Here is an 18,475-nt window from a genome sequence, read left to right as displayed (position 1 = left end):
AGCGCTCTCTACTCGCCGATTTTTACATTTCATTATCCGTTTTGGATATCGCCTGCCGCTCCTTGTACTCCTGGGGCGTCAGGCCCGTCTCCTTCTTGAAGAAGCGGTAAAAGGACTGCTCGGTCATAAAACCGACGGCCCGCGAGATGTCCTGCACGGTCAGCTGATTGCCCGCGAGCAGCTTCTGCGCGCCCGCCAGACGCGTTGCGGCGATGTAGTCGGTCAGCCCTTCGCCGGTCAGCTGCTTGTACAGCCGGGTCAGATAATACGGATTGTAGCCGACGACCTCGCCGATGCGGGTGAGCGACAGATCGCCCGCCAGGTTGTGCGCCACGTAGCGCCGCACGAGGCGAATCAGATCGTTTTCGCTTTCCGAACGCTCGGCGCGCTTGAGCGCGAACAGACGCTCGGCCAGCGCCGCGAAGTATTCCTCCGCCGCATGCCAGGACGGATGGACGTCGAATCGGGTTAGCCTGCCGAGATCGATCGTCCCGCCCAGCTCTTCCTGGATGCCCCAGCGGCCGATCTCCGACAGGAAAATCGGGACGAGCGAATAGTAGATTTCCATCCTCAGCAGCTCGGCGCTTCTCCCATCTCCCGCGCCAAGCGCCATCAGCCGGCCGTACTCCTCAAAAAAACGGGCGTTGTCGCCGTTCTCCAAATAGGCGGCGAGCGTGCCGACCCGCTCCAGCCGGCTGCGCGTCTCGTGCGTCCGGACGTCCGGAAGCTCGCCGGCGCCGTCCCGGGCCGGCCGGTCCAGCAGGATCAGCTCTTGTCCCAGGCCCAGGCCGCGGCCAAGCAGGCGCTTCAGGGCCTGGAATTGCCCGGGAATCCGCTCCCAGTCCTTCGGCTCGTCCGCGGCCGCGAAGGAGACGCTGAGCTGCAGCAGCTGCTTGCACGCGCCCTGGATCGTCTCGATCGTTCCCTGGACGAACCGGACGAGACGCCTGCGCGCGTCCTCCGCCTGCGGCCGAGCGCCGGACGCGACGTCCTGCTCCGTCTCAGGTTCCGGCTTCGCCTGAACGAACCACAGCAGCTTGTTCTGCTCGAAGCTCACGGCCGCGGAGGACAGCGACTTCGCGAAGTACTCCTCGGCGATGTTCGCGATGGCGTACAGCATCAGATGCTTGTCGCCGCCGCTGAAGCCGTCGCGCCAATCGTCCACCCGCCCGAGCACGAGCAGCGTCTCGGCGTCCGCGTCCAGCGGCAGCTGCAGCTCCGGCAGCCGCGCATGCCGCTTGCGCAGCGCCTCCGGATCGCCGCCCGCCAGCGCCAGCAAGTACTCGTTCACGAGCAGCGGCCTGGCCAGCTGCATCTGGCGCTCCGCGTTCAGGATCAGCTGGCGCGACTCCACCGCCTCGTAGAGCTGCGCCGCCGCCCGCTCGACGGCCGCGACGACCGCGTCGTGCCCCTCCGTCTTGAGCAGGTAGTCGACCCCGCCGCCCCGCAGCGCCTGCTGGATATAGTCGAAGTCGTCGTAGCCGCTCAGGAAAATAATTTTGCACCACGGCCACTGCCTGACGATCTCCCGCTGCAGCGCGAGCCCGTCCATGCCCGGCATCCGGATGTCCGACAGGACGATGTCGATCTTCATTCGCCGCAGCGCCTCCAGCGCCTCCGCGGCGGAGTAGGCGCCGAAGGTCTCGAGCTCAAGCTTGCCCGGACGGCCGAACAGGTCCAGCAGACTGTCGACGATCCAGCGCTCATTGTCCACGATCAGCAATCGAATCATGCCGTATCCTCCTTGTCTTTGCGTATCGTCAGCTCCGCCTTCAGCCCGCCCAGCGCGCTGCGCGACAGCGACAGGCCGCAGTCCGGCCCGAACTTGAGCTGCAGCCTGCGGTGGATGTTCAGCAGGCCCGTCGTCTCGATCGCCCGATCCGCCGCGGAGACGGACTTGCGCAGCCGCTCCAGCTGAAGATCGTCCAGCTCTTCGCCGTTATCTTCAATCCCGATGCGCAGCCGGCCGTCCGGCTCCTCCCGGAAGCCGATGCGCAACCGCCCGTCGCTTGTCTTGTTTTCGAGACCGTGCAAGTAGGCATTCTCGATGAGCGGTTGCACGATGAGGCGCGGCACCTCAGCCTGCGCCCATTCGGCGGGCAGCTCCTCCTGCTCCACCTCGATCGTTCCGGAGAAGCGAAACTTCTGAATTTCCACGTACGAGCTTGCGTGCTTCATCTCCTGCTCGAGCGTGACCGTCTCCGCCCCGTTTCGCGTGATGAACTGGAAGTAGCTGCCCAGATGACGGAACATCTTGTCCGCCAGCTCGTGCTCCCGCATCTGCACCAGGCCCTGCAGGATGAAAAAGCTGTTGTAGAAAAAGTGCGGATTGATCTGCGACTGCAGCTGCTTGAGCTCGGAGCGCTGCGACCTTATCTGCTGCTCGTACACCTCTCCGATCAGCGTCTCGATCCGGCCGAGCATGTGATTGAACTGGTTGTACAGGTAATGGAACTCGTCCTGGTTGCGGTGATAGACGCGCACGCCGAGGTCGCCCTTCTCCACCTTGCGGAAGGAGACGACCAGCCGCTTGATCGGCTTGTGGATGAGCCGGTGAATCCAATAGGAAAAGGCGACGACCAGCACCAGCGCGATGAGCGAGAGCAGCCAGATCCAGTCGCGGTGGCGGTTGAGCGGCTGCATCACCTTCTCCGCCGGCACCAGCACCGCAAGCGTCGAATCGAGGACCGGGGAATATTCATGGGCCACGAAAAAGGAGCCGGCGTCCGTCTTCATCGTGAACTGGCCGGGCGCCGAGGCGCGGTCGTCCGCCGGCTTGGTTCCGATCGCCCCGGACAGCTCGGACAGCACCGGCGGCCGAAGGCCCGACGTCACGTTCCAGGTGCCGTCTGCGCTCATCCATACCGCGCCGCCCGCCTCCCCGTTCGCCATGGACGAGAGCGTGCGGACGATCTCCGCCTTGGACAGCTCGATCTCGATGGCCAGCACCGGCTGGCGGTTCACGTAGATCGCGTCCGGATAAACGCCGCTCAGCAGCAGCCGGCCCTGGAATCCGAAGACGGTCGCGCTCATATTCCCGGGCTCGAGCATGGCCGCAAGCTCGGCCTCGGGAATCGTATCGTCGAAGTTGTTGGCCATGATGCTGCGCCCCAGCGCGGGGACGTACAGCTTCACGTTTTCTACGAACGGGCTGGAGCTCTTGAGAAGATAGAGCTTGCTCTTCACCGACAAGATCGTGCGCGAGCGCTCGAAGTCGTTCATCCGGGATACAGCGGTGCCCAGGCTGAGCAGGTCGTCGTCGCTCACGTACTCCATCTGGAGGCGGCGGAGCCGGGCCAGCTCCGTCTCCAGCGAGGACAGGTAAAAATGGACGCGCGACGCCATCGAAGCCGAGATCTGCTTCTTAACGACATCATGCCCCGACTGGTTCATGAGCAGGCTGGACAGATAGATAGGGATGATCATCAGCAAAAAAAGACAACACGAGCTTGGGATAAATTGTTAGCGCTTTCAAAAAAAGTTCCCATGACACCCCTCCGCCGCGATCTCGCAGGCCCGGCATAGAACCGCCGCGCCGCTTCCACATCAGAATAGCAAAAAAAGAGGGGCGGCGTCGCTCCTCTTCGTATCGCACCGTGCGCATACCGAGCGCACCCGCCCCCTCCGGCGCTACATGCCCAGCATGAATTGCAGCGCCTTGTCCTCGAAGTCGGCAAGCCGCTCGTGCACGTAGTCGTGATAAATTTCCATCCGTTTGCCCGCGACGATCCTGTTGTAGGCCGCGAACTGCGTGGAGGGCGGGCATACGGTGTCCAGCAGCCCGACGCCCATCATGACCTCGCCCCGGATCCGGTCCGCCAGATGCTGCACGTCGACATAGCCGAGCCGCTCGAAAATCGCTTCCTCGCGCTTGTGCTGGGGATCGAAAAGGCGGAAATAGGTGCGCAGCTCCTCGTAGGCGTCTCTCGCCAGATCCATCTCCCATACGCGCTTGTAGTCGCACAGGAAAGGCACGCTCGGCGCCGTTCGCCGGATGCGCGGCTCCAGCGCCGCGCAGGCCAGCGCGAGTCCGCCGCCCTGCGAGCCGCCGATCGTCCCCACCCGGCCGGCATCCACCTCCGGCAGCGACATCGCGATGCCCGCCAACTGCGCCGCGTCGAGGAATATATCGCGGAAAAGCAGCCGGTCCGGGTGGTCGTCGAGCCCGCGGACGATATGTCCTCTGAACGTGGTCCCTTTGACCCCGCCTCTATCCTCCGAGCGTCCGCCCTGCCCGCGGCAGTCCATCGCCAGCACGGAAAAGCCCGCCGCCGCATAGCCCAGCTTGTCGATCCAGTCGCCCGAATGATGGGCGTAGCCGTGGAACTGCAGCACCGCCGGATGCGGCTCCTTCGCGTGCTTCGGCCGCACGTACTTGGCATGAATGCGCGCGCCGCCGACGCCCGTGAAGTACAGATGCAGGCAATCCGCGCCAGGGACCTCGAAGCCGCTCTCGACGATCTCCACTGCCGGGTCGACATCCCTCATCTCAGCGAGCGCCCGCGCCCAATAGGCGTCGAAATCGGCGGGCTTCGGATTCCTCCCTGCATACGTGCCGAGCTGCTCAAGCGGCATATCGATCGTCGGCATCTTCCATCGCCCCTTTCCCTCGTAGTACAATATTTGCAAATTTGTCATTCCTATTTTTGAATGTAGGCCATATTCGTCCTTGCTTCAATCGCAAATAATTGAGTTGGAGGTCGCATTATATTGCTCAGAACCAACTTTGGATTCCGATACGCGGAACCGACGGATGCCTTGATGGCGATCCGGACGATCGGCTGGGAGAGCGCCGTGAGCGGCAGCTACCGCTGGAACGGGCGGACGCGCGGGGACAAGTTCGCGCTGTTCCAGTACACCTTGTCGGGGGAAGGCAATCTGACGATCGGGGGCAAGCATTATCGCATTCCGAAGCACCACGGTTTTTTCGTGACCGTGCCGGACAATCACGAGTATTACTACAGCCCGGATGCCGGCGGCGAGCCTTGGGAGTTTATCTTTTTGACGGCGGCGGGCCGGCATGTCGAAGGCTACTGGAACGATATCGTCGCGAAGGCCGGGCCGGTCGTCTCCTTCAAGCCGAACGCGCAGCCGATCGCCATGCTGTGGGAGATGATGGAGAGCGCGCAGGCGAAAACGGGCCTCGACAAGTACGAGTTGTCCGTCCGCCTGTACGAATGGATCGTGGCCTGCCTGCGGGCCGTCGACGGCAGGCCGGACGCCGGACGCCCCGTCCCCGATTCGGTGGCCGCCGCCTTGAAGTTCATGGACGCGCAATACCACCGCTTCCTGACGCTGGAGCAGATCGCCGCCGAAGCCGGCATGTCCAAGTATCACTTTTGCAGGCTTTTCCTGAAGCATACCGGCATTACGCCGATCCATTATCTGACCAAGATCCGGATCGAACAGGCGTCCCGGCTCCTCCGGCAGACCGATCAGCCGATCGGGGCCATCGCCGCGGCGACCGGCTTCGACAACGGCAGCTACTTCGGCAAAGTGTTCCGCAAGCTGATGGACGCTTCGCCCCAGCAGTTCCGCGACAGTACGGACGACATCCCCGAACACCACATTTTTATCGACTGACACACCGTTCGCGAACGGCGCAATATTTTATCAATCCGGTGAAAATATTATGCTATTTACGCCCCGCATATCAGGATTCTATGATATTAGCCGAGAGGATGTAATGCGCAATTATTTCATACGGAGGTCGATATAAAATGTTGAAAATCGCAATGATCGGGGCCGGAAGCATTAACTTCACCCGCAGGTTGATCATGGACTTGATGGCGGTGCCCGAATTCCGCGATACCGAATTCCGGCTGATGGACATCGATCCGGAGACGCTCGAGATGGTGACCAAGCTGAGCGAGCGCATGCTCGAGACGAACGGCCTGACGGACGTTAAGATCGTGCCGACGACCAGCCAGCGCGATGCGATCAAGGACGCCGACTACGTCATCTGCCTCGCTCGCGTCGGCGGTCTCGAGGCGTATCGCCACGATATCGAGATCCCGCTGAAGTACGGCGTCGAGCAATGCGTCGGCGACACGCTCGGCCCGGGCGGCGTGTTCTTCGCGCTTCGCACGATCCCCCGTGCTGCTCGACATCGCCAAGGACATGCGGGAGCTCGCGCCGAACGCGCTGCTGCTCAACTATTCCAACCCGATGGCGATGAATACGTGGGCCGTCCGGCGCGCCGGCGGCGTCCGGGTCGTCGGCCTGTGCCACGGCGTGCAGCATGGCCACGAGCAGATCGCCGAAGCGTTCGGCCTGCCGCAGGACGAGATCGACCAGATTTGCGCGGGCATTAACCACCAGACGTGGTTCGTCAACATTTCCCACAAGGGCAAGGATCTGACGCCGCATCTGCTCGAAGCGTTCGAGAACCACCCGACGCTGCCGCAAAGAGAGCCGTGCCGCATCGACGTGCTGCGCAGGTTCGGCTACTACTCGACGGAGTCGAACGGTCACTTGAGCGAATACCTCCCCTGGTACCGCAAGAAATCCGCCGACATGTCCAAGTGGATCAACGACAAGGAATGGATCGGCGGGGTGACGGCGGGTTATCTGGAGCACTGCCTGACGCGCTTCGTCGACTACAAGGAGACGTACCCGAAGATGCTGAGCGGCGAGATCGCGTCCATCCCGCTCGGCCAACGCTCGGAGGAGCACGGCTCGTACATCATCGAAGCGCTGGAGACGGGCAAGACGTACCGCGGCAACTTCAACATCGAGAACCGCGGCATGATCACGAACCTGCCGGACGGCGCCACGATCGAGATCCCGTGCTACGTGGACCGCAACGGCATCGCGCCGACGTACATCGGCGATCTCCCGATGGCCTGCGCCGCGACCTGCCGCGCGAGCATCAGCGTGCAGGAGATGGCCGTCGAGGCGGCGCTGACCGGCAACCGCGAGCTCGTGAAGCTCGCCGTGCTGCACGATCCGCTCACGGCCGCCGTCTGCAGCACCGAGCAGGTATGGCGCATGGTCGACGAGATGCTGGAGGCGCTCGCGCCATGGCTGCCCCAGTTCAACGGCGAAGGCCGCAACTGGCCGGACCTTCCGCAGCCGGCGGGCGACCTGTACCACTTCACGCGCGCGAAGTAAAAGAAGCGGCAGCCCGTTAATAGGGGCTGCCGCTTCTTTTTCGCTTGGCGATGCGGCGCTGCCCTCGGCCGATCACGGGGAGATGCGGCGCTGTCTCCCGATCGTCGCATGGAGATCCCGCGACGCCTCGCCCTTGTCGCATGGCGATGCGGCTCTGCCTCGCCCTTGTCGTATGGAGATGCGCCGCCCGCCTGCCCCGGCTACTTCCGTTCGACGAACGTCCGGTCGTGCAGCACCGCGCCAACGGAGAGATCCTCCAGATAGCGCAGCTGGGCCGCTTCGTAAGTCGCGTCGCGGCCGACGATCTGGTTGTGCCGGATCGCGAGCGGATGAAAGGCGATGCCGACCTTGCCTTTGTCCAAGGTCAGCTTGAGCAAGCCCGTGTCCGCCTTCTTGCCCTTCACGTAGTCGGGGAACAGGAAGTTGCCGATGGAGTAAGCGATCGGCTTGCCTTCGTGAAACTCGAAGCCCTGCAGCACATGCGGGTGGCTGCCGATGACCGCGCTGGCGCCCGCGTCGAGCATATCCGCGGCCAGCTCGCGCTGCCAGGGCTGCGGGGACGTCGTATTCTCCACCCCCCAATGGATAAACACGAGCGTATAATCCGCGCCGGCGCTCGCGGACCGGATGGCCGCCAGCAGCTTCTCCGGCTCGTAGGCGCTGGCGACGCCCGGCTTGTCTGCCGTCGCGTTCCAGGCGGTCGTCGGCATGAAGCGCGTCACCGCGCCGATTTTGACCGTCGCGCCGTTCAGCTTCACCGTTTCGAAATGAAACGCCTCCTCCTCGTTCAGACCCGCTCCCACATGGCGCAAGCCTGCCTTCTCGACATTCCTGAGCGTGTCCCTCAGCCCCCGCTCTTTGTAGTCGAGCACATGGTTGTTGCCAAGCGACACCATGTCGAAGCCCGCGTTTTTGATGCCCTTGAGCGAGCTTGCCGACGATTTGAAATTAAAGCGCTGATTAAGATCCTTGTCCTTCGCTTCGGTGACCGAGGTCTCCAGATTCAGCACGGCATAATCCGCCCGGCCGACCTCATCTTTGATCTGGCTGAACGGGTAGTCGGCGCCGTGGACGCGGATCGCTTCCTTCACGCTGCCGTCCATCATCGTATCGCCGGCGAAGATCATCTCGATCGGCTTCGTCTGCTTGACGGACGCCGGAACGGCTTCGTGCGCCGGCGGCGCGTGCGAGGCGGACCCTTGCGCGGGGATGGCGCCCGCGGAATGGCCGGCGCGCGCGCCGCATCCGTTCAGCATGACGGCCGCGGCCAGGACGATCAAAGGCTTGCTCCATTTTTCCAAGGATATGTACCTCGCTATCGTTGTTTTATATCCAATGTATCCGGCGGATATTTCAAAAATGCAGAGACGTTGTATCCATCCGGTAAACATTCCGAAGCGACTGCCCGGATTATAGGTATCCCCGCGAATGCCCGCGCATAGACGGCCGCGCCTCGGCCCATAATATTCCTCGCGAACGCATACTTGGGAACGGGGTGAACGGCATGGAGGCCATCAGCGGGCGTTTGAGCGAGAACGAGGCCGAGCTTAAGCGGCGGCTCCATCCGGGCTCGGATATCGTCATCCGCACCTTCGCGCACAAAAATCGTCCCCTGCTGATGCTCGTCTATCTCGACGGCATGGCCGGCACGGACGGCATCGAACAGCTGCTCTTGAGACCGCTCCTCTACGCCGGCTTGCCGGACGGCCTCGACCGGCTGCCGTCGCTGGCCGAGACGCTTCGCCGCGGGTGCCGCTCTCGAACGTGAAGACGGAGACGTCGATGGCGGGCCTTGTCAAGCAGATCCTGCAGGGCAACGCGGCGATTCTCGCGGACGGCGAAGCGTCGGCGCTCGTCGCGCAGGTCCAGGCGTACGAGCAGCGCAGCATCCAGGAGCCGCTCAAGGAATCGACGCTGCGCGGCTCGAAGGAAGGCTTCGTCGAAAACATCCGCGCGAACCAGTCGCTGATCCGGCGCAGAATCGTGCATGCGGACCTGAAGATGGAAGCCTTCACGATCGGCGAATATACGCAGACCGAAGTCGCGCTCGTTTACATGCAAGGGCTGGCCGACGGCGAGGTGCTGGCCAGCGTCCGGGAGAAGCTGCGGGGCATCGAACTGAAAGGCGTCATCGATTCCGCCTATATCGAAGAATGGATCGAAAACAACTCGTTTTCGCTCTTCTCGCAAATTCAAAATACCGAGCGTCCGGACATCGTGTCGGCGAGCCTGCTTCAGGGCAAGATCGCCCTGCTCACGGACGGAACGCCGTTCGCGCTCGTGCTTCCCGTGACTTTGTGGTCGGGACTGCAGTCCGCGGACGATTACTTCGAGCGGTTCGTGTTCGTCTTGCTCACCCGGTTCATCCGCTACGTCATGACGTTTATTTCCTTCGCCTTGCCGGCGATCTACGTAGCGCTGACGACCTTTCATCCGGAGATGGTGCCGAGCAACCTCATGATCAGCATCGCCACGGCGCGGGAAAACTCGCCTTTTCCAACCGTAATCGAGGTATTCCTGATGATGTTCGTCTTCGACGGACTGCAGGAGGCCGGCGTCCATCTGCCCAATCAGCTGGGACCGGTCGTGAGCATCATCGGCGCCCTGGTCATCGGACAAGCCGCCGTCGAAGCCGGCATCATCTCCACGCCGATCATCATCGTGATCTCGCTGACAGGGGTCGCGGCCTACACGATCCCGCGCTACAGCGCCACGCTTCCTTTTCGCCTGCTCCGTTATATTCTGCTGTTCATCACCGGCCTGCTCGGCTTCGTCGGCTTCGCCTACGGCATCATCTTCCTGCTGATCCATCTGGTCATGCTGGAGTCGTTCGGAACGCCGTATCTGAGCCCCTTGGCGCCGTTCGACGGCAGGCGGATCAAGGACCTGTTCGTCCGCTACCCGTTCTGGATGCGGGGCGGCAAAAACCAAAAAGGACGCCAGAGCTGATGCGGTCCCTTCTTCTTGCGGCCTGCTGTCTGCTGGCGCCGATCGCGCTGTCGGCGTGCACGGACGCGGTCGAGCCGAACCAGCTCGCCTTCGTGATGGGCACGGCCGTCGACCGCGCGGAGGGCGGACTGATCGAGATCAGCGACCAGATCGTCATTCCCTCCCAGTTGAGCGGACCGTTCGCGGGGGGCGGCGCCGGCGATGCCAAGAGCTCCGTCGTCGTGTCCGCGACGGGCAGGGACGTGTTCGAAGCCTCCGAAAAGATTCAGCGAAAAATGTCCCGCAGACTGATGACGAGTCACCGTATCCTGATCGCGATCAGCGAAGCGTTTTTTAAGCAGGACGACGCCGGCAAGCTCTTCGACAAGCTCGGCCGCGATCCCGCCAACAATATGCGGGACTTGACGCTCGTGGTGCGGGGCGACAGCGCCAAGGAGCTGCTCATGCTCAAACACCCGCTCGAGCGTCTCACGAGCATCGCCGCCGAGAAGGAGCTGCACATCAACGGATTGACGCGATTTTCGTCCAGGCAGCTTATTCTCGAGCATGATGCCGGCGGCCTGCGTCCCCTGCTGCCGGTGCTGAAGGTCGAGAAGCTGAAGTCGGACGGCAAGGCGCCCGAACCGTTCGCCTCGCTGTACGGCTTTGCCGTCTTGAACAAGCAGCTTCGCATCCAGGGCATCCTGGACGAGGAAGAAAGCGCGGCCGCGGGCTGGATGTCCGGCAAGGTCGCGTATCACGGCATGACGATTCCCGGGAAAAACGGACAAGGCCTCTTGTCGTTCAGGCTCGTCCATCTGAAGCGCAAAATCCGGACGAAGGACTGCGGCGAATCCAAATGCGCCGAACTGGAAGTCAAGGCGCAAGCGTATCTCGTCGAAAACACGACCTCGCTCGACATGTCCGAAATCCGCAGCATGACCGAGACGGAGCGCTATCTGAACGAAGAGATCCAAAGGAATTTTCAGCGGACGGTGAAAAAAATTCAGCGATGGGGGCCGGATATCTTCGGCATCGGCGAACATCTCCACAGGCATGATCCATACTGGTGGAGGTCGCGGCAAGGCGACTGGGACGAGCGGTTCAAGACGCTCGACGTCACCGTCAGGACCGACGTTCGGCTCATCTCCATCGGATCGAGCGGCGGGAATATGAATTGAATGCGCGGCGAGGGGGAGCACGATGAAATTAAGCGGGTACCAGCTGTTCTGGATGACCAGCATCTCGTCCATGATCATGTTCTCCTACATCCCGATCACGATCGCCGTGAACGAGGCGCGCCAGGACGCGTGGATCTCGATCCTGCTCGGAGACGGGCTCATGATGGCCGTCACCTGGCTCATGCTGCGGGTGTGCATGCAAAATCGGGACAAGACGCTCGTCAAGATGATGAAGGATCTGCTCGGCACCGTGGCCGGCAAAATCGTCGTCACGGCCTACTTCGTCCACTGGTTCCTGCAGATGTCCACGACCGTCAAGGACATGGCGAATTTTCAAAACCTCGTCATGCTGCATAATACACCCATGTCCGCGGTCCTTCTTTGCATGCTCTTTCTCGTGTTTTACGCGGTGTACAAAGGGGGGGATCACGGCGGTCAGCCGATGCGCGGAGGTGATCGGTCCCATCTTCATCCTGATCCTGTTCGCGCAGTTGTTCCTTAATCCGCAGGAGATGGATCTGAAGCGGCTTCTGCCCGTCTATGCCGACTCGGGCTGGCTGCGGATCGGCACCGGGGCCTTTAACGCGTTTAACTACATGCTGGATCCTTCGATCGTCCTCATGCTGTTCTTTTTTTGCCGAAAATAAACGGACCGCCTCGCGCGGGATACTGTGGGGAACCGCGGTGTCCGCCTGCTGGGGGCTGCTCGCGACGTTCGCGATGCTGGCCGTGACCGGTCCCGACATGGCGGCCAAGTTGGTCGTTCCTGTCTACTCGCTGACGAAGATGATATCCATTCTTAACTTTATCCAGAACATCGATGTGTTCTACATCCCGCTCTGGCTGCTCGGCGCCTTCATCAAGCTCGCGATCGGCTTGTTCATCCTGAGCTACGGGCTGGCCGAATGGAGCGGCTATCGCCATTGGAAACGAATCGCCGGCGCGTTGACCGTCGCATGGCTGGGCTACGTCCTTTACAGCGCGCAGATCGTGCAGTTGTCGTTTCCGTTCCGCAGCGCGTGGCTGACCGACGTTTTTTATCCCGCGCTCTATATCGCGATACCTCTCCTGCTGTGGATCGTCGGCAGCCTGCGCAAGCGGCGGCAAGCCCTGGATTGACAATCGGGCGCTGCCCGGGGAGCGGATTGTCACAACATCCAAAGCTGCGTCGTTATAGATATGCACCGCAAAATCATCCACAGGAGGTCATACCCGCTATGACGCAACGAATCAACTATATGGCGCAATCGCCCGAATTTTTCAAGACAATGATGGCCTTCAGCAACGCGGAGCACGGCAGCTCCATCGAACTGAAGATTCTCGACCTCGTTCATATCCGCGCCTCCCAAATCAACGGCTGCGGCTTCTGCCTGGACATGCACGTCAAGCAGGCGAAGATCAACGGCGAGAGCGAGCTGCGCCTCTACCATCTGCCGATCTGGCGCGAATCGACGCTGTTCAGCCCGCGCGAGCGCGCCGCATTGGCGTGGACCGAGATTCTGACCAAGCTGCCGGAGCACGGCGTGCCGGACGACGTGTACGAGCGCGTACGCGGGGAATATTCGGAAAAGGAGCTGTCCGACCTGACGTTCTCCGTCATGGCGATCAACGCCTGGAACCGGATCAACATCGCGTTCAAAAACGTGCCGGGCTCGGCAGACGCGGCGTTCGGGCTGGCGAAGGCGGGCCTGAGCTAAGTCGGGCGCGTTAAAAAAGGTACAGCCCCTTTGCGTTTAAGGGGCTGTACCTTTTTTGCGCGTTGGTCACGTTTGGATGACTCCCCGCTCGCGCGAGCCCGCACTCCCCGCAGCTTCGATCTTGAACAAAAGTTGTTTATCCAACCGACGTTCATGATACGCTATAACAAAACGATGCCAAAGGAGTTCGTGCGAAATGGAAAAGCCGGCCAAGGTGGACCGAAGAATCCTGCGAACCCGGGACGCGATCACGAAGTCGTTCCTCGCGCTCGTGTCGGAAAAGGACCTCGACCACATCACGATCAACGATATCGCCGACAGAGCCAACGTCAACCGCGGCACCTTGTACCTCCACTATGCGGACAAGTACGCGCTTCTCGACGAATGCATCAAGGATCATATCGATCGGATGATCGCCGTTTGCGGCGCGGAAGCGGTCAATCCGATCGACGATCTCAAACCGATGTTTGCCTATTTTGAAGCGAATTATGCGTTTTTCCATACGATGCTGTCCAATCAGAAAACGTCCGTCTTCCGCGATCGCCTGCTTCAAGGCATCGCCGCGGGCACCAAGGCGAAGATCGGCGCGCTTGCCGCCCGGCAGAACATGGATTTGGAACTGGTCGCCCGCTTCCTGGCTTCCGCCTTCGTCGGCACGGCAGAATGGTGGATTCTGAACCGGATGCCGATCCCCGCGGAACTCGCGGCCAAGCAAGTCGGCGAATTGTTCGAGAAATTCGTAAGATGAATCGCGCTTCCGCTCGTCGCGAGGCAAGATATTAGACAATGAATCGGCGAATGTCGGATATCGTACAAAACGGCATGGATTAGCGATTGAACGGCCGCCCCATCTCTCTATAATGATAATCAGCAACGGTCGAATATACGACTGATGTTGATTAATTACAAATAGAGGAGTGGGATTTCATGCTAAACGTAACCGAAAAAGTCGTCGTCATCACCGGCGCTTCGAGCGGCATCGGGGAAGCGACCGCCAAGCTGCTCGCGCATCAAGGCGCCAAGGTCGTGCTGGCCGCCAGAAGAGAAGACCGGCTGAAAACGATCGAAGACCAGATCCGGCAGGACGGCGGACAAGCGGTCTCCTTTCAAGCGGACGTCGCTTCGTACGACGACATGCAGAAGCTCGCCGGCTTCGCGCAGGAGCAATTCGGCCGTATCGACGCGCTCGTCAACAATGCTGGCGTCATGCCCGCATCCCCCCTAAGCGAGCTGCGGGTCGACGAGTGGGACCGCATGATCGACGTCAACGTCAAAGGCGTCCTGTACGGCATCGCGGCGGTGCTGCCCGTCATGAGAGCGCAGCGGGCGGGCCACATCGTCAACCTATCCTCGGTCGCGGGCTACCAGGTCAACCCGACCTCGGCCGTATACAGCGCGACCAAGTTCGCCGTAAGGGCGATCTCCGAAGGTCTTCGGCAGGAGGAATCGCCTGCTTCCCGCATCCGCTCGACCATCGTGTCGCCCGGATTGACGGAGACGGAGCTGCTCGACTCGATCGGCAGCCCCGACACGAAGGCGATGACCAACCAGCTCGCCGGCATGGGCATCTCCCCGTATGCGATCGCCCGCGCGATCGCGTTCGCGCTGAACGAACCGGACGACGTGTCCGTGAACGAGATCGTGGTGAGGCCGACCGCGCTGCCTTAATGCGCGAATGCGCAGGCGCGAGCCGTCTGATTTTCTCCGAAAATTCGTCGTCCGCGGCATGACGAATCGCCCAGGTGCTCCCGTCCGGGATTACCTGGGCCATTCGTGCGGAGTTTGGCCCGCAGGAGTTCCTGTTCAGGAACCCCGGGGGGAGGTTCGTGCGGTTCGCAGGTCCCTTATTTACTCGCAAACCACGCGTTCATCGCGTCAATCGCGTCCTGCCCGCCTTTGGCGTTGAAGTCCTTCACGTAGCTGTCGAATTCCGATAAACTGCGCTTGCCCATGATGAACTTCATGGAATTTTCCTCCATGTAGTTGCGCAGCTCCGTGAACTTGGCGTCGTACGCTTCGACGGACGGCGCGTAGTTCGTTTCCTCGCGCAGCTTCTTGTATTGAAGCAGCGGCTCGTAGTACGGCAGCAGTCCCTTGGCCTTCAGCCTCGCCGCGAACCCGGCGTCCGTGTCGCCGAGCGGGTAGATCGAACGCCATGGGATGTTGGCACTTTGCTCCGGCGTTTGGGTGATGACGCCGTCCTTCTTCGTGTAGTCGGTGCCTTCGATGCCGTAGTTGACGAGCTCGTCGGTCTCCGGCGTGTACAGGAAATTCAGATACTGCGCGGCGCCGAGCTTATTCTTAGCCTGCTTCGGAATAATGATGTAGGTTGTGGAAATCGAGCTGTCCTGCAGGCCGGACTCCCCGTTCTTGCCGACCGGCGGCGCGATGAAGCCGACGGTTCCGCCTTCGTTCTTGTCTTTCAAAGCATTGTCGATCTCGGGTACGCTCCCCCCAGTACATCGGGGTAAAGACTGCGGTGCCGTTGATGAGCGTTTCCTGCGTGCCCTTCTTGATCGCGAATTCCTGGTCGAGCAAGCCTTCGTCGTACCATTTTTTCATCGTCTCCAAAAATTCCTTGTACTCCGGCTGCACCCACGAGAACACCAGCTTGCCGTCCTTGATCTTCGTCGGCGTGGCGACGCCGAAGGCCGCGGCGAAAGGCGTGAAGCCGTCGAAGAAGTAGCCCGGATTGGACGTCGCGATCGACAGCGGCGCGATGTTTTTCTTCTCCTTGATCGTCTTCATCGTCTCGTAAAACTCGTCGAGCGTCCCCGGCTCCTTAAGCCCAAGCTCCTTTAGGACGTCCGTTCGCGCCAGCAGACCGTTGCCGACCTTCTGGGCCTGGCGGTACGGAATCGCGTAGATCTTGCCGTCGAACTTGACGGCGTCCAGCGCTTCCTGGCCGGCCATGTTGGAGACGTTGGGCATCTCCTTGGCGATCAGATCGTCGAGCGGCTCGAGCGCGCCCTGCTTGGCCAGCTTGAAGTAATCGGATTTGCCGGCGATCGTCATAATATCGGGCACGTCGCCGGAAGCGAAGATGATCGAGATTTTCTGGGACGGATTCTCGAGCGGGAGCGCTTCGTATTGGATGTTGAAGCCGGATTCCTCCCGCAGCTTGTCGATCAGCCGGTTGCTGTTGATCGTGTCGGCGCCCTTGAACGTCTCCATCGCCCCGTGATAGAGGCGGGTAATCTTCAAGTCCTTGAGCGCCTTCGCTTGCTCCGTGCTCTTGGCTCCTCCCTTGTCGCTCGCCGTTGCCGCGGAAGTAGACGGTCCTTCCGTCTTGTCCGCGGTCTTGTTGCCGCTATCGTTCCCGCCGCATCCTGCCGCGAGCAGCATCAACGCCATGACGCCGATGCCGACGGCCGTTCTTTTCGTTCTTTTCTTTGTCTTCAACATACTTGCGCGAGCCTCCCGTAAATGAAATGTCTACACTCTATACATGCGACTGCGATGTGCCGGCCGGGAAAGGAAGCTTCTCTACCCTTTCACCGCGCCGAGCATGATTCCTTTGACAAAGTAACGCTGGATGAACGGATACACGCACAGGATCGGCAGGACGACGCAGATGATCGCCGCGGCCCGCATCGATTCCGGCGTCACGCCGCTCAGCACGTCGTTGACGACCATGTCGGCCGGCTTATCGTTCGATACCAGCTGCAGCAGGAACACTTGCAGCGGCATAAGGCTCCTGTCCGTGAGGTACATCATCGCCTGGAAGAAGCTGTTCCAATAGCCGACGGCGTAGAACATCGAGATCGTCGCGATGGCCGGCATGGAAAGCGGCACGTAGATTTGGGCCAGAATCCGCAGGCTGGAGGCGCCGTCCATGCGCGCCGACTCCTCCATCGCCTCCGGCAGCCCGCTGAAAAAATTGCGGATCAGGATCAGGTTGAACGGCGCCAGCGCGCCCGGCAAAATGACCGACCACAGGCTGTTCAGCAGGCCGACGTCTTTCACGATCAGGTAGGTCGGAATGAGGCCGCCGCTGAAAAACATCGTGATGACGAAGATTAGCATCATAAAGCGTCTGTACGGCAGTCCGTTTCTGGCGAGCGGGTACGCCGCAAGCAGCGTCACCGCCATGCTGATCAACGTGCCGACGATGGTAATGAACAGCGAGTTGCCGAACGACACGTAAAACTGCTTGTACGAGAGCACGAAGTCGTACGAAGAGAAATTCAGCCCTTTCGGCCACAGCCACACGTCCTTCGCGACGACGTACGATTGATCGCTTAGCGACTTCGCCGCGATATGAATGAACGGCAGGAGCATGGAGACCGAGATCAACGATAAAAACGCCGCGTTCAGGAGTTGAAATATCGAATCGCCCCGGAAGCCCTTGACGCCAAGCTTTTGCGTTTGCACGGTCAGTACACCCCCTCTTCGCCCATCCGTCTCGCCAGCGTGTTGGCCAGCACCAGCAGGATGCAGCCGATGATCGACTTGAACAGTCCCGCAGCCGCCGTCAGGCTGAATTGCATCGTGCCGAGCCCCACGCGGAACACGTACGTGTCGATAATGTCGGATACGTCGTAGACGGTCGGATTGTACATGACCAGCACCTGCTCGAAGCCGGCGTCCAAAATGTTGCCGATCCGCAGCAGCAGGATCACGATGATCGTCGCGCGAAGCCCCGGCACCGAGATATGCCAGATCTGCCGCCAGCGGTTCGCCCCGTCCACGGTAGCGGCCTGATAGAGCTCGTCGTTGATCCCGATGAGCGCGGCCAGGAAGATGATCGCGCCCCAGCCCGCTTCCTTCCAGATGTCCGACGCGATCAGGATCCAGCGGAACCAGCTCTCCTCGGTGAGGAAAAAGATCGGCTTGAAGCCCATGAGCCCGATCGCTTTGTTGACCATTCCGCTGCTCGGGGACAGCAGGTCGATCGCGATCCCCCCCGATGATCACCCACGAGATGAAGTGGGGCAAATACGTCATTGTCTGGATCGTCCGCTTGAGCCGGATATATTTCATCTCGTTAAGCAGCAGCGCCAGAATAATCGGTACCGGGAAACCGAAGACCAGCTTCATGAGGCTGATCGCCACCGTGTTCCGCACGACCTGGGGGAACTCGTCGAACAGGAACAGCTCGCGGAAAAACCGGAATCCGACCCACTCGCTGTCCAGCATCCCCTGCATCGGGTTGTAGTCCTTGAATGCGATAATGACGCCGTACATCGGAAAATATTTGAAAATCACGATCAACGCGATCGCGGGCAGCGCCATCAAGTACAAATCCCAGTGCTTGCGAATCGCCCTTAGCGGACCGCCCGTCGCCGCCAAGTCGGGACGCGGCAGTCCCGTATTCGTTTTCGCCATGTTCGTCTCCTTCGTCAGCCGTTTGGGTCCCTGCATCAACTATAGCGCGGGCCCGATCGCGGCAGTAGACGAATGGTTTTACTTTAAACGCAACATATTTGCGGTTGTTGGCAAAAAAAACGGCATCCGACCGGGTTCGTCGAATGCCGATGCTTTGGAGTGCCGCTATACCAATGGATCCGGACGCCTTTGAGCGCCGCTCGCTTAAAGTGTCGTTGCCCTATACAT

The 18,475-nt window shown here is 60.9% G+C and carries 21 protein-coding genes and 1 pseudogene; 14 read left to right on the top strand and 8 right to left on the bottom strand.

Features of this window, described 5'->3' with window-relative positions; genetic code table 11:
- Positions 1-22: 22 nt before the first annotated feature.
- From OMP40_RS11525 to OMP40_RS11515, 3 genes are all read right to left on the bottom strand, one after another.
- Entirely contained in the window at positions 23-1,732 is a 1,710-nt protein-coding gene (locus tag OMP40_RS11525; RefSeq protein WP_277531439.1) for a response regulator, read from the bottom strand.
- A complete protein-coding gene (locus tag OMP40_RS11520; protein WP_277533124.1) occupies positions 1,729-3,426 on the bottom strand; it encodes a sensor histidine kinase in 1,698 nt (565 codons plus the stop codon). Before OMP40_RS11520 ends, OMP40_RS11525 begins: the two co-directional genes overlap by 4 nt.
- 204 nt (positions 3,427-3,630) lie before the next feature.
- The gene (locus tag OMP40_RS11515) at positions 3,631-4,590 is read right to left on the bottom strand and encodes an alpha/beta fold hydrolase (protein ID WP_277531437.1); all 960 of its coding nucleotides are present in this window, start codon (positions 4,588-4,590) and stop codon (positions 3,631-3,633) included.
- A 120-nt stretch (positions 4,591-4,710) separates the two neighbouring features.
- On the opposite strand from OMP40_RS11515, the gene OMP40_RS11510 reads away from it, so the two are divergent.
- The 3 genes and pseudogenes from OMP40_RS11510 (at position 4,711) to OMP40_RS11500 (ending at position 7,113) form a co-directional block, all read left to right on the top strand.
- The gene (locus OMP40_RS11510; RefSeq protein ID WP_277531435.1) at positions 4,711-5,583 is read left to right on the top strand and encodes an AraC family transcriptional regulator; all 873 of its coding nucleotides are present in this window, start codon (positions 4,711-4,713) and stop codon (positions 5,581-5,583) included.
- A gap of 137 nt (positions 5,584-5,720) precedes the next feature.
- Positions 5,721-6,038, top strand: a pseudogene (locus OMP40_RS11505) (family 4 glycosyl hydrolase); the annotation flags it as partial.
- 58 nt (positions 6,039-6,096) lie between these two features.
- Positions 6,097-7,113: a family 4 glycosyl hydrolase gene (locus tag OMP40_RS11500; RefSeq protein ID WP_277531433.1), complete on the top strand. Its 1,017-nt coding sequence runs from the start codon at positions 6,097-6,099 to the stop codon at positions 7,111-7,113.
- A 200-nt stretch (positions 7,114-7,313) separates the two neighbouring features.
- Here OMP40_RS11500 and OMP40_RS11495 read toward each other — a convergent pair whose 3' ends face one another.
- The gene (locus tag OMP40_RS11495; RefSeq protein ID WP_277531432.1) at positions 7,314-8,414 is read right to left on the bottom strand and encodes a CapA family protein; all 1,101 of its coding nucleotides are present in this window, start codon (positions 8,412-8,414) and stop codon (positions 7,314-7,316) included.
- A 203-nt stretch (positions 8,415-8,617) separates the two neighbouring features.
- On the opposite strand from OMP40_RS11495, the gene OMP40_RS11490 reads away from it, so the two are divergent.
- From OMP40_RS11490 to OMP40_RS11450, 9 genes are all read left to right on the top strand, one after another.
- A complete protein-coding gene (locus OMP40_RS11490) occupies positions 8,618-8,881 on the top strand; it encodes a hypothetical protein (protein WP_277531430.1) in 264 nt (87 codons plus the stop codon).
- Positions 8,863-10,062: a spore germination protein gene (locus OMP40_RS11485; RefSeq protein ID WP_277531428.1), complete on the top strand. Its 1,200-nt coding sequence runs from the start codon at positions 8,863-8,865 to the stop codon at positions 10,060-10,062. Before OMP40_RS11490 ends, OMP40_RS11485 begins: the two co-directional genes overlap by 19 nt.
- Positions 10,062-11,222, top strand: coding sequence for a Ger(x)C family spore germination protein (locus OMP40_RS11480; protein ID WP_277531426.1), 1,161 nt, complete (start codon positions 10,062-10,064; stop codon positions 11,220-11,222). The genes OMP40_RS11485 and OMP40_RS11480 overlap by 1 nt, the downstream gene beginning before the upstream one ends.
- Positions 11,223-11,244: 22 nt before the next feature.
- Entirely contained in the window at positions 11,245-11,724 is a 480-nt protein-coding gene (locus OMP40_RS11475; RefSeq protein WP_277531425.1) for a GerAB/ArcD/ProY family transporter, read from the top strand.
- Positions 11,675-11,869, top strand: a complete 195-nt coding sequence (locus OMP40_RS11470) for a hypothetical protein (protein ID WP_277531424.1) — start codon at positions 11,675-11,677, stop codon at positions 11,867-11,869. Before OMP40_RS11475 ends, OMP40_RS11470 begins: the two co-directional genes overlap by 50 nt.
- Positions 11,826-12,341 (top strand): GerAB/ArcD/ProY family transporter, encoded by a 516-nt coding sequence (locus OMP40_RS11465; RefSeq protein WP_420871964.1) that lies wholly within the window; start codon positions 11,826-11,828, stop codon positions 12,339-12,341. Before OMP40_RS11470 ends, OMP40_RS11465 begins: the two co-directional genes overlap by 44 nt.
- A 98-nt stretch (positions 12,342-12,439) precedes the next feature.
- Complete coding sequence (locus OMP40_RS11460; protein ID WP_277531421.1) at positions 12,440-12,919, top strand: carboxymuconolactone decarboxylase family protein; 480 nt, start codon at positions 12,440-12,442, stop codon at positions 12,917-12,919.
- A 196-nt stretch (positions 12,920-13,115) separates the two neighbouring features.
- The gene (locus OMP40_RS11455; RefSeq protein WP_277531419.1) at positions 13,116-13,667 is read left to right on the top strand and encodes a TetR/AcrR family transcriptional regulator; all 552 of its coding nucleotides are present in this window, start codon (positions 13,116-13,118) and stop codon (positions 13,665-13,667) included.
- Positions 13,668-13,846: 179 nt separating this feature from the next.
- Positions 13,847-14,587: an SDR family oxidoreductase gene (locus OMP40_RS11450; RefSeq protein WP_277531417.1), complete on the top strand. Its 741-nt coding sequence runs from the start codon at positions 13,847-13,849 to the stop codon at positions 14,585-14,587.
- 176 nt (positions 14,588-14,763) lie between these two features.
- Here the strand turns inward: OMP40_RS11450 and OMP40_RS11445 are convergent, their stop codons facing one another.
- The 4 genes from OMP40_RS11445 to OMP40_RS11430 all read right to left on the bottom strand — a co-directional run bounded on the left by OMP40_RS11445 (position 14,764) and on the right by OMP40_RS11430 (position 17,787).
- Positions 14,764-15,309: a type 2 periplasmic-binding domain-containing protein gene (locus tag OMP40_RS11445; protein ID WP_277533122.1), complete on the bottom strand. Its 546-nt coding sequence runs from the start codon at positions 15,307-15,309 to the stop codon at positions 14,764-14,766.
- Positions 15,221-16,324 (bottom strand): extracellular solute-binding protein, encoded by a 1,104-nt coding sequence (locus OMP40_RS11440; protein WP_277531415.1) that lies wholly within the window; start codon positions 16,322-16,324, stop codon positions 15,221-15,223. Before OMP40_RS11440 ends, OMP40_RS11445 begins: the two co-directional genes overlap by 89 nt.
- A gap of 81 nt (positions 16,325-16,405) precedes the next feature.
- Positions 16,406-17,293 (bottom strand): carbohydrate ABC transporter permease, encoded by an 888-nt coding sequence (locus tag OMP40_RS11435; RefSeq protein WP_277531414.1) that lies wholly within the window; start codon positions 17,291-17,293, stop codon positions 16,406-16,408.
- 2 nt (positions 17,294-17,295) lie between these two features.
- The gene (locus tag OMP40_RS11430) at positions 17,296-17,787 is read right to left on the bottom strand and encodes an ABC transporter permease subunit (RefSeq protein WP_277531413.1); all 492 of its coding nucleotides are present in this window, start codon (positions 17,785-17,787) and stop codon (positions 17,296-17,298) included.
- Between the two features lie 41 nt (positions 17,788-17,828).
- Here OMP40_RS11430 and OMP40_RS11425 point away from each other — a divergent pair, with 41 nt between their 5' ends.
- Together OMP40_RS11425 and OMP40_RS11420 are read left to right on the top strand one after the other, a co-directional pair.
- Positions 17,829-18,077: a hypothetical protein gene (locus OMP40_RS11425; protein WP_277531412.1), complete on the top strand. Its 249-nt coding sequence runs from the start codon at positions 17,829-17,831 to the stop codon at positions 18,075-18,077.
- A 3-nt stretch (positions 18,078-18,080) separates the two neighbouring features.
- Complete coding sequence (locus OMP40_RS11420; protein WP_277531411.1) at positions 18,081-18,440, top strand: hypothetical protein; 360 nt, start codon at positions 18,081-18,083, stop codon at positions 18,438-18,440.
- The last annotated feature ends 35 nt before the right edge of the window (positions 18,441-18,475 follow it).

This window comes from Cohnella rhizosphaerae, from assembly GCF_029525575.1.
GTDB classification, from domain to species: domain Bacteria; phylum Bacillota; class Bacilli; order Paenibacillales; family Paenibacillaceae; genus Cohnella; species Cohnella rhizosphaerae.
The sequence above is the reverse complement of the archived record's forward strand: the minus strand, read 5'-3'. Positions and strand labels throughout refer to the sequence as shown.

Bases quoted from the DNA above. Each gene is read 5' to 3' on its own strand.
- OMP40_RS11525 (WP_277531439.1), bottom strand. From the start codon at position 1,732: ATGATTCGATTGCTGATCGTGGACAATGAGCGCTGGATCGTCGACAGT.
- OMP40_RS11520 (WP_277533124.1), bottom strand. From the start codon at position 3,426: ATGATCATCCCTATCTATCTGTCCAGCCTGCTCATGAACCAGTCGGGG.
- OMP40_RS11515 (WP_277531437.1), bottom strand. From the start codon at position 4,590: ATGCCGACGATCGATATGCCGCTTGAGCAGCTCGGCACGTATGCAGGG.
- OMP40_RS11490 (WP_277531430.1), top strand. From the start codon at position 8,618: ATGGAGGCCATCAGCGGGCGTTTGAGCGAGAACGAGGCCGAGCTTAAG.
- OMP40_RS11480 (WP_277531426.1), top strand. From the start codon at position 10,062: ATGCGGTCCCTTCTTCTTGCGGCCTGCTGTCTGCTGGCGCCGATCGCG.
- OMP40_RS11475 (WP_277531425.1), top strand. From the start codon at position 11,245: ATGAAATTAAGCGGGTACCAGCTGTTCTGGATGACCAGCATCTCGTCC.
- OMP40_RS11460 (WP_277531421.1), top strand. From the start codon at position 12,440: ATGACGCAACGAATCAACTATATGGCGCAATCGCCCGAATTTTTCAAG.
- OMP40_RS11455 (WP_277531419.1), top strand. From the start codon at position 13,116: ATGGAAAAGCCGGCCAAGGTGGACCGAAGAATCCTGCGAACCCGGGAC.
- OMP40_RS11450 (WP_277531417.1), top strand. From the start codon at position 13,847: ATGCTAAACGTAACCGAAAAAGTCGTCGTCATCACCGGCGCTTCGAGC.
- OMP40_RS11440 (WP_277531415.1), bottom strand. From the start codon at position 16,324: ATGTTGAAGACAAAGAAAAGAACGAAAAGAACGGCCGTCGGCATCGGC.
- OMP40_RS11430 (WP_277531413.1), bottom strand. From the start codon at position 17,787: ATGGTCAACAAAGCGATCGGGCTCATGGGCTTCAAGCCGATCTTTTTC.
- OMP40_RS11425 (WP_277531412.1), top strand. From the start codon at position 17,829: ATGATCACCCACGAGATGAAGTGGGGCAAATACGTCATTGTCTGGATC.